Source organism: Haladaptatus sp. QDMS2 (assembly GCF_029338295.1).
GTDB lineage: Archaea > Halobacteriota > Halobacteria > Halobacteriales > Halococcaceae > QDMS2.
The window spans coordinates 988,277-1,004,581 of the sequence record NZ_CP119791.1; the positions used below are offsets into that span (position 1 = coordinate 988,277).

The 16,305-nt window shown below is 62.4% G+C and carries 17 protein-coding genes and 1 tRNA gene; 11 read left to right on the forward strand and 7 right to left on the reverse strand.

The annotated features are described in order from the left end of the window. Nucleotides 1-13 precede the first annotated feature (13 nt). Nucleotides 14-463: a UPF0179 family protein gene (locus P1M51_RS05500; protein ID WP_276247179.1), complete on the forward strand. Its 450-nt coding sequence runs from the start codon at nucleotides 14-16 to the stop codon at nucleotides 461-463. 1 nt (nucleotide 464) lies between these two features. Here the strand turns inward: P1M51_RS05500 and P1M51_RS05505 are convergent, their stop codons facing one another. The 3 genes from P1M51_RS05505 to P1M51_RS05515 form a co-directional block, all read right to left on the reverse strand. Further along, nucleotides 465-1,034, reverse strand: coding sequence for an isoprenylcysteine carboxylmethyltransferase family protein (locus P1M51_RS05505; protein ID WP_276247180.1), 570 nt, complete (start codon nucleotides 1,032-1,034; stop codon nucleotides 465-467). Nucleotides 1,035-1,085: 51 nt separating this feature from the next. After that, nucleotides 1,086-2,387 carry a dicarboxylate/amino acid:cation symporter gene (locus P1M51_RS05510; RefSeq protein WP_276247181.1) on the reverse strand — a complete coding sequence of 434 codons (1,302 nt, stop codon included), beginning with the start codon at nucleotides 2,385-2,387 and terminating at the stop codon, nucleotides 1,086-1,088. A gap of 81 nt (nucleotides 2,388-2,468) precedes the next feature. Continuing rightward, nucleotides 2,469-2,951, reverse strand: a complete 483-nt coding sequence (locus tag P1M51_RS05515) for a DUF309 domain-containing protein (protein WP_276247182.1) — start codon at nucleotides 2,949-2,951, stop codon at nucleotides 2,469-2,471. A gap of 115 nt (nucleotides 2,952-3,066) precedes the next feature. On the opposite strand from P1M51_RS05515, the gene P1M51_RS05520 reads away from it, so the two are divergent. Beyond that, a complete protein-coding gene (locus tag P1M51_RS05520) occupies nucleotides 3,067-4,506 on the forward strand; it encodes an FAD-binding oxidoreductase (protein ID WP_276247183.1) in 1,440 nt (479 codons plus the stop codon). Here P1M51_RS05520 and P1M51_RS05525 read toward each other — a convergent pair whose 3' ends face one another. The 3 genes from P1M51_RS05525 to P1M51_RS05535 form a co-directional block, all read right to left on the reverse strand. Further along, the gene (locus P1M51_RS05525) at nucleotides 4,507-5,295 is read right to left on the reverse strand and encodes a succinylglutamate desuccinylase/aspartoacylase family protein (RefSeq protein ID WP_276247184.1); all 789 of its coding nucleotides are present in this window, start codon (nucleotides 5,293-5,295) and stop codon (nucleotides 4,507-4,509) included. It lies immediately after the preceding gene. Between the two features lie 77 nt (nucleotides 5,296-5,372). Further along, a complete protein-coding gene (locus P1M51_RS05530; protein WP_276247185.1) occupies nucleotides 5,373-6,431 on the reverse strand; it encodes an MFS transporter in 1,059 nt (352 codons plus the stop codon). A 184-nt stretch (nucleotides 6,432-6,615) separates the two neighbouring features. Then, complete coding sequence (locus tag P1M51_RS05535) at nucleotides 6,616-7,410, reverse strand: succinylglutamate desuccinylase/aspartoacylase family protein (protein ID WP_276247186.1); 795 nt, start codon at nucleotides 7,408-7,410, stop codon at nucleotides 6,616-6,618. Nucleotides 7,411-7,578: 168 nt separating this feature from the next. Here P1M51_RS05535 and P1M51_RS05540 point away from each other — a divergent pair, with 168 nt between their 5' ends. From P1M51_RS05540 to P1M51_RS05575, 8 genes are all read left to right on the forward strand, one after another. Continuing rightward, nucleotides 7,579-9,195, forward strand: coding sequence for an ABC transporter substrate-binding protein (locus tag P1M51_RS05540; RefSeq protein WP_276247187.1), 1,617 nt, complete (start codon nucleotides 7,579-7,581; stop codon nucleotides 9,193-9,195). 6 nt (nucleotides 9,196-9,201) lie between these two features. Beyond that, nucleotides 9,202-10,200, forward strand: coding sequence for an ABC transporter permease (locus P1M51_RS05545; RefSeq protein ID WP_276247188.1), 999 nt, complete (start codon nucleotides 9,202-9,204; stop codon nucleotides 10,198-10,200). 1 nt (nucleotide 10,201) lies between these two features. After that, on the forward strand, nucleotides 10,202-11,269 hold the full coding sequence (locus P1M51_RS05550; RefSeq protein WP_276247189.1) for an ABC transporter permease: 1,068 nt from the start codon (nucleotides 10,202-10,204) through the stop codon (nucleotides 11,267-11,269). Nucleotides 11,270-11,283: 14 nt separating this feature from the next. Continuing rightward, nucleotides 11,284-12,465: an ABC transporter ATP-binding protein gene (locus tag P1M51_RS05555; protein ID WP_369685117.1), complete on the forward strand. Its 1,182-nt coding sequence runs from the start codon at nucleotides 11,284-11,286 to the stop codon at nucleotides 12,463-12,465. Beyond that, nucleotides 12,462-13,502 carry an ABC transporter ATP-binding protein gene (locus P1M51_RS05560; protein ID WP_276274870.1) on the forward strand — a complete coding sequence of 347 codons (1,041 nt, stop codon included), beginning with the start codon at nucleotides 12,462-12,464 and terminating at the stop codon, nucleotides 13,500-13,502. Before P1M51_RS05555 ends, P1M51_RS05560 begins: the two co-directional genes overlap by 4 nt. A 35-nt stretch (nucleotides 13,503-13,537) precedes the next feature. Continuing rightward, nucleotides 13,538-14,047, forward strand: coding sequence for a hypothetical protein (locus tag P1M51_RS05565; RefSeq protein WP_276247192.1), 510 nt, complete (start codon nucleotides 13,538-13,540; stop codon nucleotides 14,045-14,047). Between the two features lie 44 nt (nucleotides 14,048-14,091). After that, a complete protein-coding gene (locus P1M51_RS05570) occupies nucleotides 14,092-14,331 on the forward strand; it encodes a hypothetical protein (RefSeq protein ID WP_276247193.1) in 240 nt (79 codons plus the stop codon). A 52-nt stretch (nucleotides 14,332-14,383) separates the two neighbouring features. After that, nucleotides 14,384-14,468 (forward strand) — tRNA-Leu (locus P1M51_RS05575). 290 nt (nucleotides 14,469-14,758) lie between these two features. Here the strand turns inward: P1M51_RS05575 and P1M51_RS05580 are convergent. Further along, a complete protein-coding gene (locus P1M51_RS05580) occupies nucleotides 14,759-15,025 on the reverse strand; it encodes a hypothetical protein (RefSeq protein ID WP_276247194.1) in 267 nt (88 codons plus the stop codon). 136 nt (nucleotides 15,026-15,161) lie between these two features. Here P1M51_RS05580 and P1M51_RS05585 point away from each other — a divergent pair, with 136 nt between their 5' ends. Then, nucleotides 15,162-16,298 (forward strand): DUF63 family protein, encoded by a 1,137-nt coding sequence (locus P1M51_RS05585; RefSeq protein ID WP_276247195.1) that lies wholly within the window; start codon nucleotides 15,162-15,164, stop codon nucleotides 16,296-16,298. The last annotated feature ends 7 nt before the right edge of the window (nucleotides 16,299-16,305 follow it).

Consider the following 16,305-nt stretch of genomic DNA (forward strand, 5'->3'; position numbering starts at 1 on the left):
CGTAGCCAGGTTCATGCCGAAGGTCTCGCTCATCGGGTCGCGACTCGCCGAGGTGGGCACGGAGTTCGTCTATCAGGGTGAATCGAGCGCCTGCGAAGGCTGTCCCTACCGCAACCAGTGTCTCAATCTCACGGAAGGGACCCGCTACCAGGTAACTGGCATCCGCCAGAACGCCCAGACGCTCGAATGCGCCGTCCACGACGCGGGCGTGAAAGCAGTCGAGGTCGAACCCGTCTCCGTCTACGCGAACGTCGCCGCGCGAGGTGCCTACGCCGGGAGTAAGGCAACCCTACCGGGGCCGTGTCCGTACACGGAGTGCCCGAGCCACGAATACTGCGTTCCGATGGGCGCGAATTTCGACGAGGAGTATCAGATAGAAGACGTCGTCGGCAAACCACCCCACGACTACTGCATGTTAGACCGCGACCTGACGCTCGTCAAACTCGCTCCGGACGGCGAGTGAGTCAGTCGCGCTCGAACGTTTTCTTCCCGACGAAGCGCGGGACTTCGTTCGTATACTTTCTGTAGGGCTCTCCGAACTGCTGTTCGAGCCACGGCTCTTCGACGAACGGGAGTAGGAGGAGCCAACAGATGTGAATCGCGAGGAGAATGGTGAGAAACAGCGAGTTCACCACGAGAATGAAGCCGGCCAGTCCCACGAGCATGCCCACGTACTGCGGGTTCCGTGACCGGGCGTACGCGCCGGTCGTGTGGAGGTCGCCTTCGAGGCCCGTCGTCTCGTCTGTATCGAACTCACCCTCGCTTCGCACGTACACCCAGATACCCACGAGTGCGACCGGAACACCGACGACGAGACTCGCCGGGCGGGGCAACACCCCCGAGTTCCAGTCGAGAACGGCGACACCGATGGCGGTGACGTTGAACACCGCGATGAGTCCCCAGTGGAGGAAGTACTTCCAGGATTTCTCCCCCGGCGGCCAGAACCGCCAGCCGGGAATCACCAGCGTGGAGGCGTAGAGACCGATAATCGAGACGGCAGCAGCCAGTCCGATGCTAAACACAATGGTTAGCATATTGACGACTACTCGCAACGAGGACTAAATTGTTCGGAAAAGCGCAGTCGGTCAGTCGCTTCCCGACCCAGTTCTGACGCCGTCACCCCAGACGCCAGCGCCGAGGTCGATGGCGTCGTTCCACTTTGCAACCAGCGTCGTCACCGCGAGGTCACCGGTCACGTTGTTCATGGTCCGCAGGCGGTCGAGAATTGGGTCTACGCCGACGACCATCCCCGCGACTTCGAGCGGGAGACCGAGTTGCGTGAGGACGAGCGTGAGCATGATGACTCCACTGCCCGGGACTCCGGCGGTTCCAAAACTCGCGAGCAGCGCCACCAGCACCACGGTCCCCTGCTGGGCCAGCGTGAGGGTTTCACCGACGAGATTCGCCGCGAAGATGGCCGCGATTCCCTGATACATGGCGGTGCCGTCCATGTTGATGGTCGCGCCGAGGGGCAGCGAGAAACTGTACACCTCCTCGTCTATCTTGAGGTTCTCCTCTGCGTCGCTCATCGTCACGGGAAGCGTCCCGCTCGACGAACGAATCGAGAGTGCCGTAATCATCGCGTCCTTCGCGCCGACGAGGAACGAGGCGGGAGACCCGCGGACGAACCCGGCGATGATGACGAGCAGGTAGATGAGGACGATGTGGACGCCCACGGCGAGCGCCATCGCGCCGATGAGTTTGAGGAAGGGAAGGATGGCGTCGTAGCCAGCCTTTCCGAACACTGCGGCCATGAGCGCGAACACGCCGATGACACCGTACTCCATCACGCCCCAGACGATTTTGAACATGGCCTCTGCACCCGCTTCGACCACGTCGAAGATGGTCTCGACACCCCGACCGACCGGACTCTCGGCGTCGAACTCCTCCTGTAAGAGCGCGAGGGCGAGGCCGAAGACGACGGCGAAGAAGATGACGCCGAGGACGTTTCCGTCGGCCATCGCGCCCACAGGGTTCGTCGGCACGATGTTCAGGAACACGTCGGTGAGCGACGGGGCCTCCGCCGGTTCGACCGTCGCACTCTCCAGTTCGAGACCGATGCCGGGGTTCACGAGGTTACCCACGCCGAGACCGATGACAATGGCGATGGCCGTCGTCACCAGATAGAGGACGAGCACCTGCCCGCCAATTGCTCCGAGACTCGACGGCGTGAGCCGACGAGCCCCGAGCACGAGGGTGAAAAAGACGATGGGGACGATGAGCATCTTGAGCAACCGGACGAACAGGTCGCCAAGCGGCCGGAGCGCCGTCGCCGGTTGCCCGAGCGCGAGTCCGAGAATCGACCCGAGCAGGAACGCCGTCGCGATGCGATAGATGATGGGAATCGACCGATACTGTTGCCACAGAGACGCGTTAGGAGTTGACATACGTTGACACGACTCTGCTAACTAAATCTGCCTGTGAAAGTATTAAGATTAACAATAGAATTTTTGGAAAATAGTTTCGTCTCAGTGGTCGAGCGCCGCCGCGTAGGTGAAATCCTCCTCGCGGGCCGTCGGCAGTTCGTCGTCGAGTCGAATCTGCCAGCCGTGGATGGCCGTCGGGTCCGAAAGTGCGTTGGTGAGGACGGTGCGCACGTCGAGGACATCGACGCCGTAGAAGTCGTGGGGAACTCCCTGGAGATACTCGAGGGCGGTGGTGAACAGCGACCGCATGCCGGCGTCGTCTTCGAAGTCGAAGTGCTTGTACGCGCCAGCGGCGACCTGCACCATTCCGTGGAGGAACTTGCTCTCTGTCTTCCCCGCCCCGTAGTTGTACCACTCGTCTTCGAAGCAGTCGTGGCTCTCGTGGAACTCCCCCGAGTTGTAGAGGCGCACCCCGTGGACGACGGCCCGTCGCAGCGTCGCGTGTTCCCACTGCCCGTCCGCGCGCCACCCGGTTGGATTGCCGACAGGCGGTTCGACGGTTGGGTCGCGGGTGTGGTCGTCCATTACGATTCACACTACCTGGGTGAAACGGGTGAATCCATCGGTCCATCCTCTCGGAAACGAGAGCGTCCAAATTTCTGTCGCAGAAGGCTATTTTCTGACTCGTCGAACGTACTGTATGGTAAACGTGGAGAGCACAGCAGGGGGCGCATCGAAGGTGGACCTTTCTGACGAAGTGATTCGATTTTTCGCGACGAGGTTCGCCGGGCCGCTCATCAGGCCGGGCGACCCCGAATACGAGGACGTACGGGCGCTCTGGAACGGCGTCATCGACAAACGCCCGGCGCTCATCGCGCAGTGTACCGGCACGGCAGACGTGGTTCAGGCGGTGACGTTCGCCCGCCAGCACAACCTTCCGGTGGCGGTTCGCGGCGGCGGACACAACGTCGCGGGATACGCGAGTGTCGACGACGGACTGGTTATCGATCTCTCACTCATGACGGGGGTGTACGTCGACCCAGAGGCACAAACGGTGCGGGCACAGGGTGGCGCGACGCTCGGGCACATCGACCGCGAGACGCAGGTATTCGGCCTCGCGACGCCACTCGGCGTCGTCTCCGAGACGGGCGCGGCGGGCCTGACGCTGAACGGTGGCCTCGGCCATCTCCGCCGGAAGTACGGCCTCTCATGTGACAATCTCGTCTCCGCGGAAGTCGTCACCGCGGACGGGGAGGTCCGGACAGCGAACGTGGACCACCACGAGGACCTGTTCTGGGCGATTCGCGGCGGTGGCGGCAACTTCGGCGTCGTCACGTCGCTCGAATACCGCCTCCACGAAATCGGCCCGATGATGCCGACGCTCTTCGTCTGGTATCACGGTGACGACGCGAACGCCGTCCTCGAAGCCTACCGCGCCTACACGGAGACCGCTCCCATCGATTCGAGCACGCTCGCGTTCACCACGTTCGTCCCCTCGATAGAGGAGTTCCCGGAGACGACGTGGGGGTCGCCCGCCGTCGTCCTCCTCGGCTGTTTCGACGGCCCACAGGAGGCCGCAGACGAGGAGTTCGGGCCCCTGCGCAACATCTCCACGCCGATTGCCGACCTGAGCGGGCGCGAGTCGTACGTGGATTTACAGCGGCTGCTCGACGAGGATTTCCCGGATGGCCTTCGCTACTACTGGAAATCGGTGTACGTAAACGAACTGACCGACCGAATCGTAGACCAGGTCGTGAAGACAGGACTGGACGCGCCCTCCGCGCTCTCGACCGTCGACATCTGGCACCTCGGTGGCGCAATCGCCGACCGTGCGTCGAACGAAACCGCCTTCGCCCACCGTACTGCGCCCTATATGATTACGTACGAGGCGAACTGGGAGGACCCGGCGGACGACGACGCGAACATCGCTTGGGGGCGGGCGGGCATCCGCGAACTGCGACAGTTCGACGTGGTTTCAGGAGCGTACGGCAATTTCCCCGGCTTCGACGAAGCCCCGGCGAAGACCGTGTTCGGCGAGAACTACGAACGACTCGTGGAGGTGAAAACGGTGTACGACCCAACGAACCTGTTCAAACTGAACCAGAACATCGCTCCGCGAATCGAACCGGGAGACGAGTGATTAGATGTCGAAACTGAGCTCGCCGAGGTAATCTGCGGTGTATCCGAACACATTTCTGTACCCCGTCGCCGAGAGTAACACGGGGTAGAACGGCTCTTCTGCCACTTCGGTTTTTCCGTCGGCCGCGGCGAACGCTTTGCCTTTCTCGACTGGCTTGAAGTTCTCGACGAACACCTCGTACTGGTCTGCCGGCCCCTTCGGAATCTTGTCCTGTAATCGGAAATGGGGGACGGGCTTCTCCGGCGCGTCACCCGGGAGGACGCCCGTCGCGGTGAGGAACGCCCGCGTGAGGCGGTCTGCGTTCTCCGCCGCGTCGCGGGTACCCTGCAGTCCACACTCCACCTCGATGGTGTCGATGCTCGTGAACAGGCGTCCCTCGACGTAGTCGCCCGTCTCGACGACGGCGGCGATGGGGAGCCGTGGCATGATGTCGCGGACGTACTCGGTCATGTCGTCGAAGATGGCGAACGGCTCTGCGTGCGATTTCGTCGAGTGAAGCGCGAGCGTAAGACAGGAATCGAGTTCTTCGATGAGTTCCGCGGCGAGTCGCGACTCGTGGGTGTCGCCATCGGGGTCGCCCGGGAAGGTGCGGTTCAGGTCCTCATCGAGAAAGCGGACGCCCTCTGCGAGGGCTTCCTCGTTCGCGACGATGAGTTTGACCGGTCTGCGAACCTGCGGGCGCTCTTCGAGCAATCGCTCGACGGCGCGGACGCCACAGGGTTCGTCGCCGTGGATGGCGGCGACGACGGCGATGGCCGGGTCGCCCTCGCCTATCTGTTCGACTCTCATTGCCGAAACAATCGGGTATCTACCTAAAAGCGATACGGTTCGAAGGCCGTGATGGACCGCGAGAACTCGTCACGAACTCACGACGTGGCGGGGACGAGCAGGACCGTAGCCAGTCCGAGTAGCGCGAGCACGGCAGCAAATCCGAACCCCATCGTCCAGGAATACTGGGTTATCATCCAGCCTCCGAGGACAGGGGAAACGAGATTTCCGACTTGCGAGAACGTGAGCAGTACGGAGAGGCTCGTCCCGTGCGTCGATGCTCCGGTAAATTGGTTCACGTAGACGAGATAGAGACCGACCGAGAGATTCACCGATGCGCCGGTCAACGCCAGCAACACTGCGAACACGCGAGGCGTTGGCGCGCTGCTCAACGCGAGCAGCAGTGGAACCGTCAGGATAAACGAGGTGGCGATGACCGGGCGCAACCGACCACCGAGCGCCTCGGAGAGCCAGCCGCCACTGGGGCGGGCCAGAATGCCCGCGAGCGGCACGAGGGCTGCCGCCGCACCGGCCGCAGCCAGATTGATGCCGAGCACGTCCGTCCCGTAACTCGGCATCCACGTCACGAGAAAGTTCCACACCGCGTAGGTACACAGACTCGCCGTCGAGACGAGTAAGACGGCCGGGTTGCTGAGCGTTTTGAGGAACTGTCGGAGCGTAACCTGCCCGCCCGTTTCCAGCGGGTCTCTGAGGAACACGAGGACGATGAGAAATCCACCGAAAGCGAGGGCGGTGTACGCAAGCATCGCGGACTGCCAGCCAAACCGGAGGGCGATCTGTGGTCCCGCGAACTGGGCGAGGGCGATGCCGAGGGGTGGACTCGCAATAAAGAGACTCAATCCGAGTGCTCGACGGGCGTCAGGGAGGGTGCGACCGAGGATGTTCACGCTTCCGACGAACATGAGGACGGCGCACGCACCACTGACCAGACGCGTCGCCAGAAAGGCAGCATACGAGGCGGTGAATACGCCGGCGGTGGCCGCGACGAGGAATAGCATAGTGGCGGCGAGCACCAATCGTCGATTGTCGTACCGGTCGAGGACGTAGCCGCCGGGAATCTGCAACAGCGCCCACGTCAGGAACACGGCGCTAATCGATACACTCGCGGCTGGGCGGTCGATACCGAACGACGCCATAAACAACGGTAGGACACTCGCTGGTGCGACGGCGTACGCGATGAAACCAGCGGAAAGCAAAAACAGCCCGCTGAGCACGCCGATTCGTTGCCGCCTCGAAACCGCCATAACTGAATTTACGATGTCAGTTCAGATAGCTTCGCCCGTCGTCTCGCCGACCCACCGTGCTCGATACGACGAGTGGTCAGAAGTCGTCCTCGTTCGGAACCGTAGAGAGACGACCGAGTTTCTCCGCCGCGAAGCCGATGAGGTGGTCGTACCCGTCGGTGGACATCAGGACGGGGTAGAACGCTTCGTCGGCCACCTTCTCGGGTTCGCCGAGTTTCGTCGCGAACACCTCGCCTGCTTTGACTTCGACGAAGTTCTCGCCGAGGAACTCGTAGCCAGCGCCCGGAACGACGGTGGTCACGCGGTACACGTCCGGGTCGCTGAGTGCGTACTCGTGGTCGATGATGCCGTTTGCGGCGAGGTAGTTGACGAGCAGTTCGGACGCGTTCTCCGTGGCCTCGTCGCTGCCTTTCAGTCCGCATTCGACGGCGATGCCATCGACGTGGTTGATGAGGCCACCGCCGACGTGGCTGATGTTCACGACTTTTTCGAGGCCCGTCGCCCGGAGCATGTGGCGCGTCGTCTCGGTCAGACGGTGGTAGAAGACGAACGGCTCTGGATACGAGACTGTCGAGTGCAAGTCGAGGACGCGAAGGCCCTCCAGTTCCGCGAGCACCTTCGCGGCGAGGGCGTCTTCGTGGGAGGTGGAATTCTCGTGGCCCGGGAACGCTCGATTAAGATCCTCGTCGATGAATCGCTCGCCTGTTTCGATGGCTTCCTCGTTCGCGATGACGAATTTCACCGGTTTCTCGACCGGAATTTCCGCGTCGAGAAACCGCTCGATTGCTCTCTTTCCGCACAGTTCGTCGCCGTGAAGGCACGCGACAACCGCGAACGCCGGGTCGCCCGAACCGAGTGTATGAACGCGCATAGTTCGTTTTCGTACCCTTCCTATCGAGGCAAAAGATATAACGCGTGCTACTTACGTTTATCTCAACCCAATTCGACTCTCGTAATAAGGTTTCATGTCGCCAACCCCGTAAAACTGTCGGAAGACTGTCAGTGTGCTTTATTAGCACCTGTATATAAACTTAGGTCTATGCCATCGAATACCGTAGATCGGCGTACGTTCCTGAAACTTTCCGGCGGTGCAGCAGCGACGATGGCGCTCGCTGGGTGTACTGGCGGTGATACTGGCGGAACGACGACCACGACCGATTCTGGTGGGACGGGAACCACGACCGATACGACGACCACTGCTGGTGGCGGCCAGCAGGATTTCGACCTCACGATTACGCAGGGATCGCTGCCCGCGGGCCTCGACCCACACGACCACCGTGAGACGCCCACCGAAGTCGTGATGCTCCACGTCTACGAGGGCGTCCTTACGCGCGATGCAGACGGGAAGATTCTCGAATCGCTCGCCACCGAGTGGGAGCGTGTCGAAGGCGAAAACGCCATCACGTTCCAGCTTCGAGACGGCGTGACGTTCCACAACGGCGACGAACTCACGCCGGAGGACGTCGCCTACAGCATCAACCGTATCGTCGACGACGAAGTCGGCTTCGCGAGCCCACAGTCTGACCAGCTCGCCGGCGTCACCGGCGCAGAGGCGATGGACGGCGCGGTCAGGGTGATGAACGATGGCCTCAATCCAATCGTCTTCTCCGAGTTCGCGACCTACTGTGACATCATGCAACAGTCGTGGGTCGAGGACCGCTCGCAGGCGGAAATCGCAGGCGACATGAACGGAACCGGCCCGTTCCAACTCGAATCTTACACGGAAGACGAAGAAGTCGTCCTCATTCGCTACGACGACTACTGGCAGGAACCCGCTGCCGCAGCGTCCGTCACGTTCCGCGGTGCCGCAGAGTCGAGTACCCGGGTGAACCAGTTACTCGCAGGCGAGACGGACATCGTCGTCAACGTTCCGCCACAGGAGGTCCAGCGCGTAAACGACAGCGACAACGCGACCATCGCGGCCGCACCGAGTACGCGCCTGCTGTTCAACGCGCTTCGCTACGACGTCGAACCGTTCTCGAGCAAGGAGTTCCGGCAGGCGCTCAACTACGCCGTCGACCTCAACAGTATCATCCAGAACGTCCTCGGTGGATTCGGTGGTCCAACGAGCCAGCCAACCCTGCCCAACTTCGTTGGCTACAACCCGGACCTGAGTCCCTACGAATACGACCCAGAACGCGCCGCAGAACTCGTCGAACAGTCCGGCCACGCGGGCGTCGAAATCGAGATGCACACGCCAGTCGGGCGGTACCTGAAAGACTTGGAAATCGCAGAAGCTGTCGCCGGGTTCATCAACGACCTGCCGAACGTCACGGCGACGGTGCGTCAACGTGACTTCGGGTCGCTCGTCGACGAACTGCTCACGGGCAACATCGAGGACAAACCGCCGTGGTACCTTATCGGCTGGGGTGAAGCGACCTTCGACGGCGGCCTCGTGATGACTGCCCTGCTCAAGAGTGACGGTGCGCTCACCACGTTCAGCAACGAGGAACTCGACCAGTTGCTCACCCGTGCCGGCAACGAGGAGGGCGACACCCGCGCCCAGACGCTCATGGATGCAAACGCGCTCTGTCACGAGGAGGCTCCGTGGATTTTCCTGAACCAGCAGTACAGTGTCTACGGCGTAAACAGCGCGCTCAACTGGGAAGCGCGGGCCGACGAACGCATCGATGCGTACGCAATCACGAAAAACTAGTCCAACATGGGCATTGGACGTTTTCTCGTAAAGCGGCTCTTGCAAGGGGTGCTGGTTATCTGGGGAGTGATTACTGTCGTGTTCGGTCTCCGCCTCATCTCCCCTGGCGACCCGGCGAACGTGTTGTTACCGCCGGACGTGGACCCCGCGACCCGGGCACGGGTCATCGCCGACCTCGGCCTCGATAAACCGCTTCACATCCAGTACCTCGAATTCCTGGCTGGCGTCCCCTTCGGCGACTTCGGCACGTCGCTCGTGTCGAACACGCCCGTGTTCGGTCGGGTGCTCGCGCGGCTGCCAGCCACGCTCGAACTCGCCATCGCGGCGACCATCGTCGCCGTCATCATCGCGATTCCCCTCGGCGTCGTCAGCGCGACGCGTCGTCACGAACCGGCGGACTATGGCGCGACGATTTTCTCACTCGTGGGCATCAGCACGCCGAACTTCTGGCTCGGCGTGATGCTCATCATCGCGTTCGCCGTCCAGATTAACTTCTTCCCGACGAGCAGGCGACCCATCGGCCTCGGGACGGTGGCGACACTGTTCGCGACCGGGCAACTCGGCGCGGCGGGTGACGCCTTCGTCAACTGGCTGAGTCACATCACGCTCCCGGCGATTACCCTCGGGACGTACTTCACGGCGCTCATCACCCGACTCACGCGCAGCGGGATGTTAGACCAACTGGGCAAGACCTACGTTCGCGCCTCGCGAGCGAAGGGACTCCCCGAAACGCTCGTGCGCTACAAGCACGTGCTTCGCAACACGCTCATCCCCGTCATCACGGTCATCGGCCTCCAGTTGGGGACGCTCATCGGCGGCGCGGTCATCACGGAAGCCGTGTTCAACTGGCCGGGCCTCGGCACGCTCATCATCGACAGCATCAGCCGTCGTGACTGGCCCGTGATTCAGGGGTCGCTCATCGTCGTCGGTGTCGGCTTCGTCGTCGTAAACATCGTCGTCGACACACTCTACGCGTACATCAATCCGAAGGTGGGATTCGACTAACATGATCTCTCCACGCACGCTTCGAAATCTCAAACGCGAACTGAACCGTAACTTCCTCGCGAAGGTGGGCATCGCCATCGTGGTGTTCGTACTCCTCATGGCGATTTTCGCGCCGCTCATCTCGCCGTACAACCCGGGCAAACAGACGCTTTCAGACGCGCGCTTACCGCCGCTTGGCTTCTCGACGGCCGAGGAGCGCGAAGTGACCAAGACCGAAAACGGCAGCGTCGTCATCGAAAACGGGCAGGTAGTGACCGAGACGCGAATCGTCTACGAGAACGCCACGCTCGCCCACCCGTTGGGGACGGACGGCAACGGCCGTGACATCCTCTCACGAGTCATCTACGGGGCTCGAACTTCGATTCTCGTCGGCATCTTCGGGACGGCGCTCGCGACGCTCATCGGCGTCATCGTCGGCCTCTCTGCTGGCTACTACCGGGGGGTAGTGGACGACGCGCTGATGCGGAGTGCGGACATCATGCTCGCATTCCCGTCGCTCGTCCTCGCCATCGCGCTCGTCGGCGTCGCCGGGCAGGCACAGTTGATTCTGCCCGACCCACTCGTCGTGTCGGGACTCGCGGACGCCTTCCGCGGGCTCGTCGGCCTCTCGACCGAACCGATGCCGAGAAGCGTCGTCTTGCCGGGGACGATTATCGTCGTCGTCGCGCTCGTGAACTGGGTCTGGTTCGCCCGCGTATCACGGGGTGAAGCCCTCGGCCTGCGTGAGGAGTCCTACGTCAAAGCCGCCCGGTCGATGGGCGGGAAGGACTCCTACATCCTGCTTCGTCACATCCTGCCGAACGCGGCGACGCCGATTCTCGTCCTCGCGACGATTCAGGTGGCCGCCATCATCCTGCTCGAAAGCGCCCTGTCGTTCCTCGGGTTCTCGGGGGCGAACGTCTCGTGGGGCTTCGACATCGCCAACGGTCGCCAGTACCAGACGACCGCGTGGTGGATTGCAGCGATTCCAGGCGTCGCCATCGTGATAACCGTCGTCGGTCTGAACCTCGTCGGCGACTGGCTGAGAGATGCCCTTGACCCCGGCATCGAAGGGGAGGGTGGCGTATGAAAGGCGCAGACTTCATGCGACACGACGTCCTCCGCGTCGAGGACCTCTCGACCCGATTCTTCACCGAGGAGGGACAGGTGAACGCCGTCGAAAAAGTCTCGTTCGACGTGAAGGAAAACGAGATTTTCGGCATCGTCGGCGAATCCGGTTCCGGGAAGTCCGTGACCGCCCTCTCGGTCATCGACCTCGTCGATTCGCCGGGCCGCGTCACTGGGGGCCACGTCTGGTTCCGCTACCCGAAACTCGCAGACGAGTTCCGCGAGAAAAAACCGGATGCGGTCGACGGCGACTACGTGGACCTCAGGCAACTGCCGAAGGGCGTCCGTCAGTCGCTTCGCGGACCGAAGTTCAGCATGATCTTCCAGGACCCGATGAGCAGTTTCAATCCCTCGCTCACCGTTGGCGAACAGATTGCAGAAGCCGTCGAGGTCCAGCGACGAGCGCAGGCGAACCCGCGCCGGACGCGCTCGCGGACGCAGGGCTACGGCCTCGGCAACCTCCTCCTCGACAGCGTACTCCCGAGTCGGGATTACACGAGTGCGGAGAGCCACGAACGGGCCGTCGAACTGCTCAGACAGGTCGGCATTCCCGACCCCGTAGAGCGGGCAGACGAGTACCCACACGAGTTCTCGGGTGGGATGCTCCAGCGGGCGATGGTCGCCCAGGCGCTCGCCGGCGAACCGGACGTGCTCATCGCGGACGAACCGACGACGGCGCTCGACGTGACGATTCAGGCGCAGATTCTGAACCTGCTCCGGGACATCCAGGTGGAACGAGGCATGAGCATCGTTCTCATCACTCACGACCTCGGCGTCGTGGCCCGGATGTGCGACCGCGTCGGCGTGATGTACGCCGGCGAAATCGTCGAACGCGGGTCGCTCGACGACGTGTTCGACGACCCGACTCACCCCTACACGCAAGGGTTGCTGGGGTCGATTCCGGACCTCGAAGACCCCGCACCGCGACTCCAGCCAATCGACGGCAACGTGCCGAGCCTGCTCGACCAGGAGATGGCAGACCGGTGTTACTTCGCCGACCGCTGTCCCTACGCGATGCACGACTGCCTCACTCGCCAGCCGATGCGGTCGGTTCCCGGCAATGAGGCCCACGAAGCCCGCTGCGTGCTCGCAGACCAGCCGTACGACGAGGACGAAGCCCTTCCGGCAGACTACTTCGGCGACGGAGGTGACCAATGAGCGACGCAATTCTCGAAGTCAAAGATTTAGAGAAGTACTACTACGAACAGGACACCATCGTCGACCGCATGCTCGGGCGCAAACCCCGCAGCGTGAAGGCGGTCGATGGCATCTCGTTCGAGGTTCGAAAGGGCGAGACGCTCGGCCTCGTCGGTGAGTCTGGCTGTGGGAAATCCACTACTAGCGAAACGCTGTTACGACTCCGCGAGGCGACCGGCGGCACAGTCACGTTCGACGGGCAGAACATCTTCGAGATGGAGGCAGACGAACTCCGCGAGTTCAGAAAACGCGCCCAAATCGTGTTCCAGGACCCGTTTTCGAGCCTCGACCCGCGGATGACCGCAGGCGAAATCATCACCGAACCGCTGGTCATCCACGACCTCGCAAACCGCGAGGAACGCCGCGAGAAGGCCCGTGATCTGCTCGAACGCGTCGGGCTCTCGGCGGACCAGATAGACCGGTATCCCCACGAGTTCTCGGGCGGGCAGCGCCAGCGCATCGGCATCGCCCGCGCGCTCGCGCTCGAACCGGAACTCATCGTCCTCGACGAACCAGTGTCGGCACTCGACGTGTCCGTGCAAGCGCAGGTGCTGAATTTGCTCGAAGACTTACAGGAGGAGTTCGGGTTGACCTACCTGTTCGTCGCCCACGACCTCTCGGTGGTCCGGCACATCTCCGACCGCGTCGCGGTGATGTATCTCGGAAAAATCGTCGAAACGGGACCGGTTGACGACATCTTCGAGAACCCACAGCACCCCTACACGGAGGCGCTGCTTCAGAGCGTTCCCCGGGCGAAGACCAGCGAGTACGGCCGCCGGGTGGACGCGCTGCCGGGCGACGTTCCCTCGCCGCGCAATCCGCCTTCCGGGTGCCGGTTCCACACCCGTTGTCCATACGCCAGAGAGGCGTGTACGAACTCGCCGCCGGCTGACTATCCCGCGGGTCCAGACCACACCGCCGCGTGCGTCAGACTCGACGACCACCACGCGTATTGGGATTCAGAACCACTCCCGCACACGGATGCATACGAGCAATAGGCAGAAGACCAGCCGGTCGAAGCAGGTGACGATTGATGGCTGAGGACGAACCGGAGACTGAGCGCCCGGACGCCAACCCTGTGATGCAAGCGGAGGCACTCGACGCCGTCGCGGCCCACTGGGAGGACCTCATCGACGACATGGAGGCGACCGCCGCGGAGTACAGAGAACTCGGCTGGGAGGTCGTTACGGTCTACCCGGCGCAGGTGTTCCCCGATATGAAACTGCCCGGTTTCGACATCCTCATCGCGGACAACGATTACGCGGCGGCCGTAGAGTTCACCGAGGAAAACGAGGTCGAGGAGTACGACGTATACCGTGCCGAGACCGACGCCATCTTCTTCCTCGCCGTCATGCGTGACGAATCGAACGGACGAGCGTTGCTCGTGCCGGGCTACTACAGCATGGAGAAGGGCTCCGAACTCAGAGGCCGCATCGACGACTCGCTCACCATCGCCCTCAACCGACTGAAACGCGACGTGGCGGTTTCGATTTCGCTCGAACAGCCTGCGGCGTTCTTCCCCGAGGCACTCTGGGGCGAGTAGACTGGACACGAGGTTTACGTCTGCTTCCCGCGTACCTCAGAGATATGGCACTCTTCGAAGCAATTTTCATCTTCGTCGTCGGTTTCGTGAGCGGGACGGTGACCCGATGGTTCGCCGGGTTCGCCGCCGTCGTCGCGCTCCTGCTCGCCATCCTCGGATTCGCCGCGCCACAGTCGTTTTTCGACCTCATCGAACCCGTTCTCCGGGTCTATTCGGGCAACGAACTCCTGTTTCTCTCCGGGTTCCTGTTCGCGATTAGTCGGCCAAAGCGCACGAACGAGTGACCGGAAGTATTCGGAACCTTTTACCTGTCCGGCAGTGGAATTCAGGGTGCGTGCGAGGGTAGCCAAGCCTGGCCAACGGCGGCGGATTCAAGCTCCGCTCTCGTAGGAGTTCACGGGTTCAAATCCTGTCCCTCGCACTCACGAGTCGTCGCAAAATGGCGACGAAAGCAGTGCGAACAGAAGGATATGAACAAAGGAGCAACTTTGTTGCGACTGGCGTTCAAATCCTGTCCCTCGCACTCGATAGGCGCTGCAAACACGCAGCGCCGTGCGAGCAGAACGGACAGGTTCAAACCCTGTCCCGTCACTGGGTCACACCAGAAACGCTCGCACACGCTCGGCATGGCCACCGAGCAACACACTGAGTGCGGCAAGATGAGAGCATCTTGCCCTCGCAACATTCTCCAGAAACCGCGTTGCTAAGTCCCTACTCGAGCGGTTCAGCCTTCGTCACCGTGCCGGCGTGTTCCCACCCGCCGTCGACTTCGCGGCCGGCGATGAGCGATTCGTTGTTCGGCCCGTCGGTGACGAGGCGGTAGGCGGTGTCGTCGGCAATCGACGTGGCCTCGCCCTGGAAGTCGTCCTGGAAGAACTCGGCGCTTCGCATGGCGAGGTCCACCGTGGTTCCGTCCTCGAAGGTGAGGCGGACGGGGTCGGGGGCGATGTTGTAGATGCGCTTTGCGATGGGGTTCATGCACCCACAGAGTCACCCCGGTGGATTAAGGGTTGACACTTCGGTCGAAAAACCGCTGGGAGTGCCCGTGGTGATTCGTGCGGCCCAATCGCACACGACCGGAACTGTAAAACCTTCGGCCCGCGGTCTATCGCCCATGGAAACGTTCACTGAGCGATTCGACCTCGTGCGTGCCTGGTGGGGCGCGGTCATCGCCATCACCGTCGCGCTCGTGGGCGGGTCGCTCGCCTTCCCGCGTCTCGTCTGGGACGGGTTCCTCTGGCACTACTTCTGGGGACCGGTCGTCGCAGACGGCAACGGCGCGTTCTGTGCGGTTCGGTCCGGTGGCGAAACGACCCTCCTCGATAGCGCCTCGGCCTGTCAAGCGGCGAGCGGATACGTCGCGTATCCCGGCTACACCGCCGTCTCGGAGGTTGGATACGCCGTCACGCTCCTGCTCATGCTGGTGGGGCTCATCTTCCTGCTTCGAACCCTCGGCATCGGGAAGGACCGCGAGTTGTTCTTCGCGCTGTTCCCGTTCATGCTGTTCGGCGGGGCGCTGCGCGTCGTCGAGGACGCCGGCATCGCCGCCATGCGAAACGGCGTAGAGCCAGCGATTCCGTTCCCGTGGAGCGCGTTAATCATCAGCCCGTTTATCTACTTCACCGTCTTCTTCATCACGCTCGCGGCGATCGTCGTGAGCGTCGGACTGGAGCGACGCGACTCGGTTTCCACTTACCGCAACCCACTGTTCGTCATCGGCGGACTGCTCCTCGTCGGGACGGTTGGCTACCTCACGGTGCTCGCGTTCACGCGGACCTACGTGGATTTCTTCCCACAGATGACCATCCTCACCATCGCGCTCGCGTCGGTCATCGCCTACGGGACGTGGAAGCTCATCGGGATGTACGCCCCCGACATCAACAAGGGGACCCGGACCATCGGCCTCGTCGTCATCTGGGGCCACGCCGTTGACGGGGTGGCGAACGTCCTCGCCGCAGACTGGGCGGTCGAAATCGGTCTGCCGTTCTACTACAGCGCGAAACACCCGGTCAATCGGTTCATCATCAACTTCACCGACGGCATCCTTCCCGAGTCGATTGCCGCCATCACGGGCACGTCGTGGCCGTTCCTCGTGGTGAAGATCATCGCCGCCGTCGCCGTGGTGTGGGTGTTCGACGAGAGCATCTTCGAGGAGAGTCCGCGCTACGCGATTCTCCTCCTCATCGCGATTCTCGCGGTGGGGCTTGGGCCGGGGACGCGCGACATGCTCCGCGCCACGTTCGGCATCTAAACGGGCG

Excerpts from the sequence above, each read along its gene's own strand:
- P1M51_RS05550 (WP_276247189.1), top strand. The coding sequence starts at position 10,202 with ATGATCTCTCCACGCACGCTTCGAAATCTCAAACGCGAACTGAACCGT.
- P1M51_RS05565 (WP_276247192.1), top strand. The coding sequence starts at position 13,538 with ATGGCTGAGGACGAACCGGAGACTGAGCGCCCGGACGCCAACCCTGTG.
- P1M51_RS05500 (WP_276247179.1), top strand. The coding sequence starts at position 14 with ATGCCGAAGGTCTCGCTCATCGGGTCGCGACTCGCCGAGGTGGGCACG.
- P1M51_RS05515 (WP_276247182.1), bottom strand. The coding sequence starts at position 2,951 with ATGGACGACCACACCCGCGACCCAACCGTCGAACCGCCTGTCGGCAAT.
- P1M51_RS05540 (WP_276247187.1), top strand. The coding sequence starts at position 7,579 with ATGCCATCGAATACCGTAGATCGGCGTACGTTCCTGAAACTTTCCGGC.
- P1M51_RS05570 (WP_276247193.1), top strand. The coding sequence starts at position 14,092 with ATGGCACTCTTCGAAGCAATTTTCATCTTCGTCGTCGGTTTCGTGAGC.
- P1M51_RS05560 (WP_276274870.1), top strand. The coding sequence starts at position 12,462 with ATGAGCGACGCAATTCTCGAAGTCAAAGATTTAGAGAAGTACTACTAC.
- P1M51_RS05535 (WP_276247186.1), bottom strand. The coding sequence starts at position 7,410 with ATGCGCGTTCATACACTCGGTTCGGGCGACCCGGCGTTCGCGGTTGTC.
- P1M51_RS05530 (WP_276247185.1), bottom strand. The coding sequence starts at position 6,431 with ATGGCGTCGTTCGGTATCGACCGCCCAGCCGCGAGTGTATCGATTAGC.
- P1M51_RS05545 (WP_276247188.1), top strand. The coding sequence starts at position 9,202 with ATGGGCATTGGACGTTTTCTCGTAAAGCGGCTCTTGCAAGGGGTGCTG.
- P1M51_RS05555 (WP_369685117.1), top strand. The coding sequence starts at position 11,284 with ATGCGACACGACGTCCTCCGCGTCGAGGACCTCTCGACCCGATTCTTC.
- P1M51_RS05585 (WP_276247195.1), top strand. The coding sequence starts at position 15,162 with ATGGAAACGTTCACTGAGCGATTCGACCTCGTGCGTGCCTGGTGGGGC.
- P1M51_RS05580 (WP_276247194.1), bottom strand. The coding sequence starts at position 15,025 with ATGAACCCCATCGCAAAGCGCATCTACAACATCGCCCCCGACCCCGTC.
- P1M51_RS05525 (WP_276247184.1), bottom strand. The coding sequence starts at position 5,295 with ATGAGAGTCGAACAGATAGGCGAGGGCGACCCGGCCATCGCCGTCGTC.
- P1M51_RS05520 (WP_276247183.1), top strand. The coding sequence starts at position 3,067 with ATGGTAAACGTGGAGAGCACAGCAGGGGGCGCATCGAAGGTGGACCTT.
- P1M51_RS05510 (WP_276247181.1), bottom strand. The coding sequence starts at position 2,387 with ATGTCAACTCCTAACGCGTCTCTGTGGCAACAGTATCGGTCGATTCCC.
- P1M51_RS05505 (WP_276247180.1), bottom strand. The coding sequence starts at position 1,034 with ATGCTAACCATTGTGTTTAGCATCGGACTGGCTGCTGCCGTCTCGATT.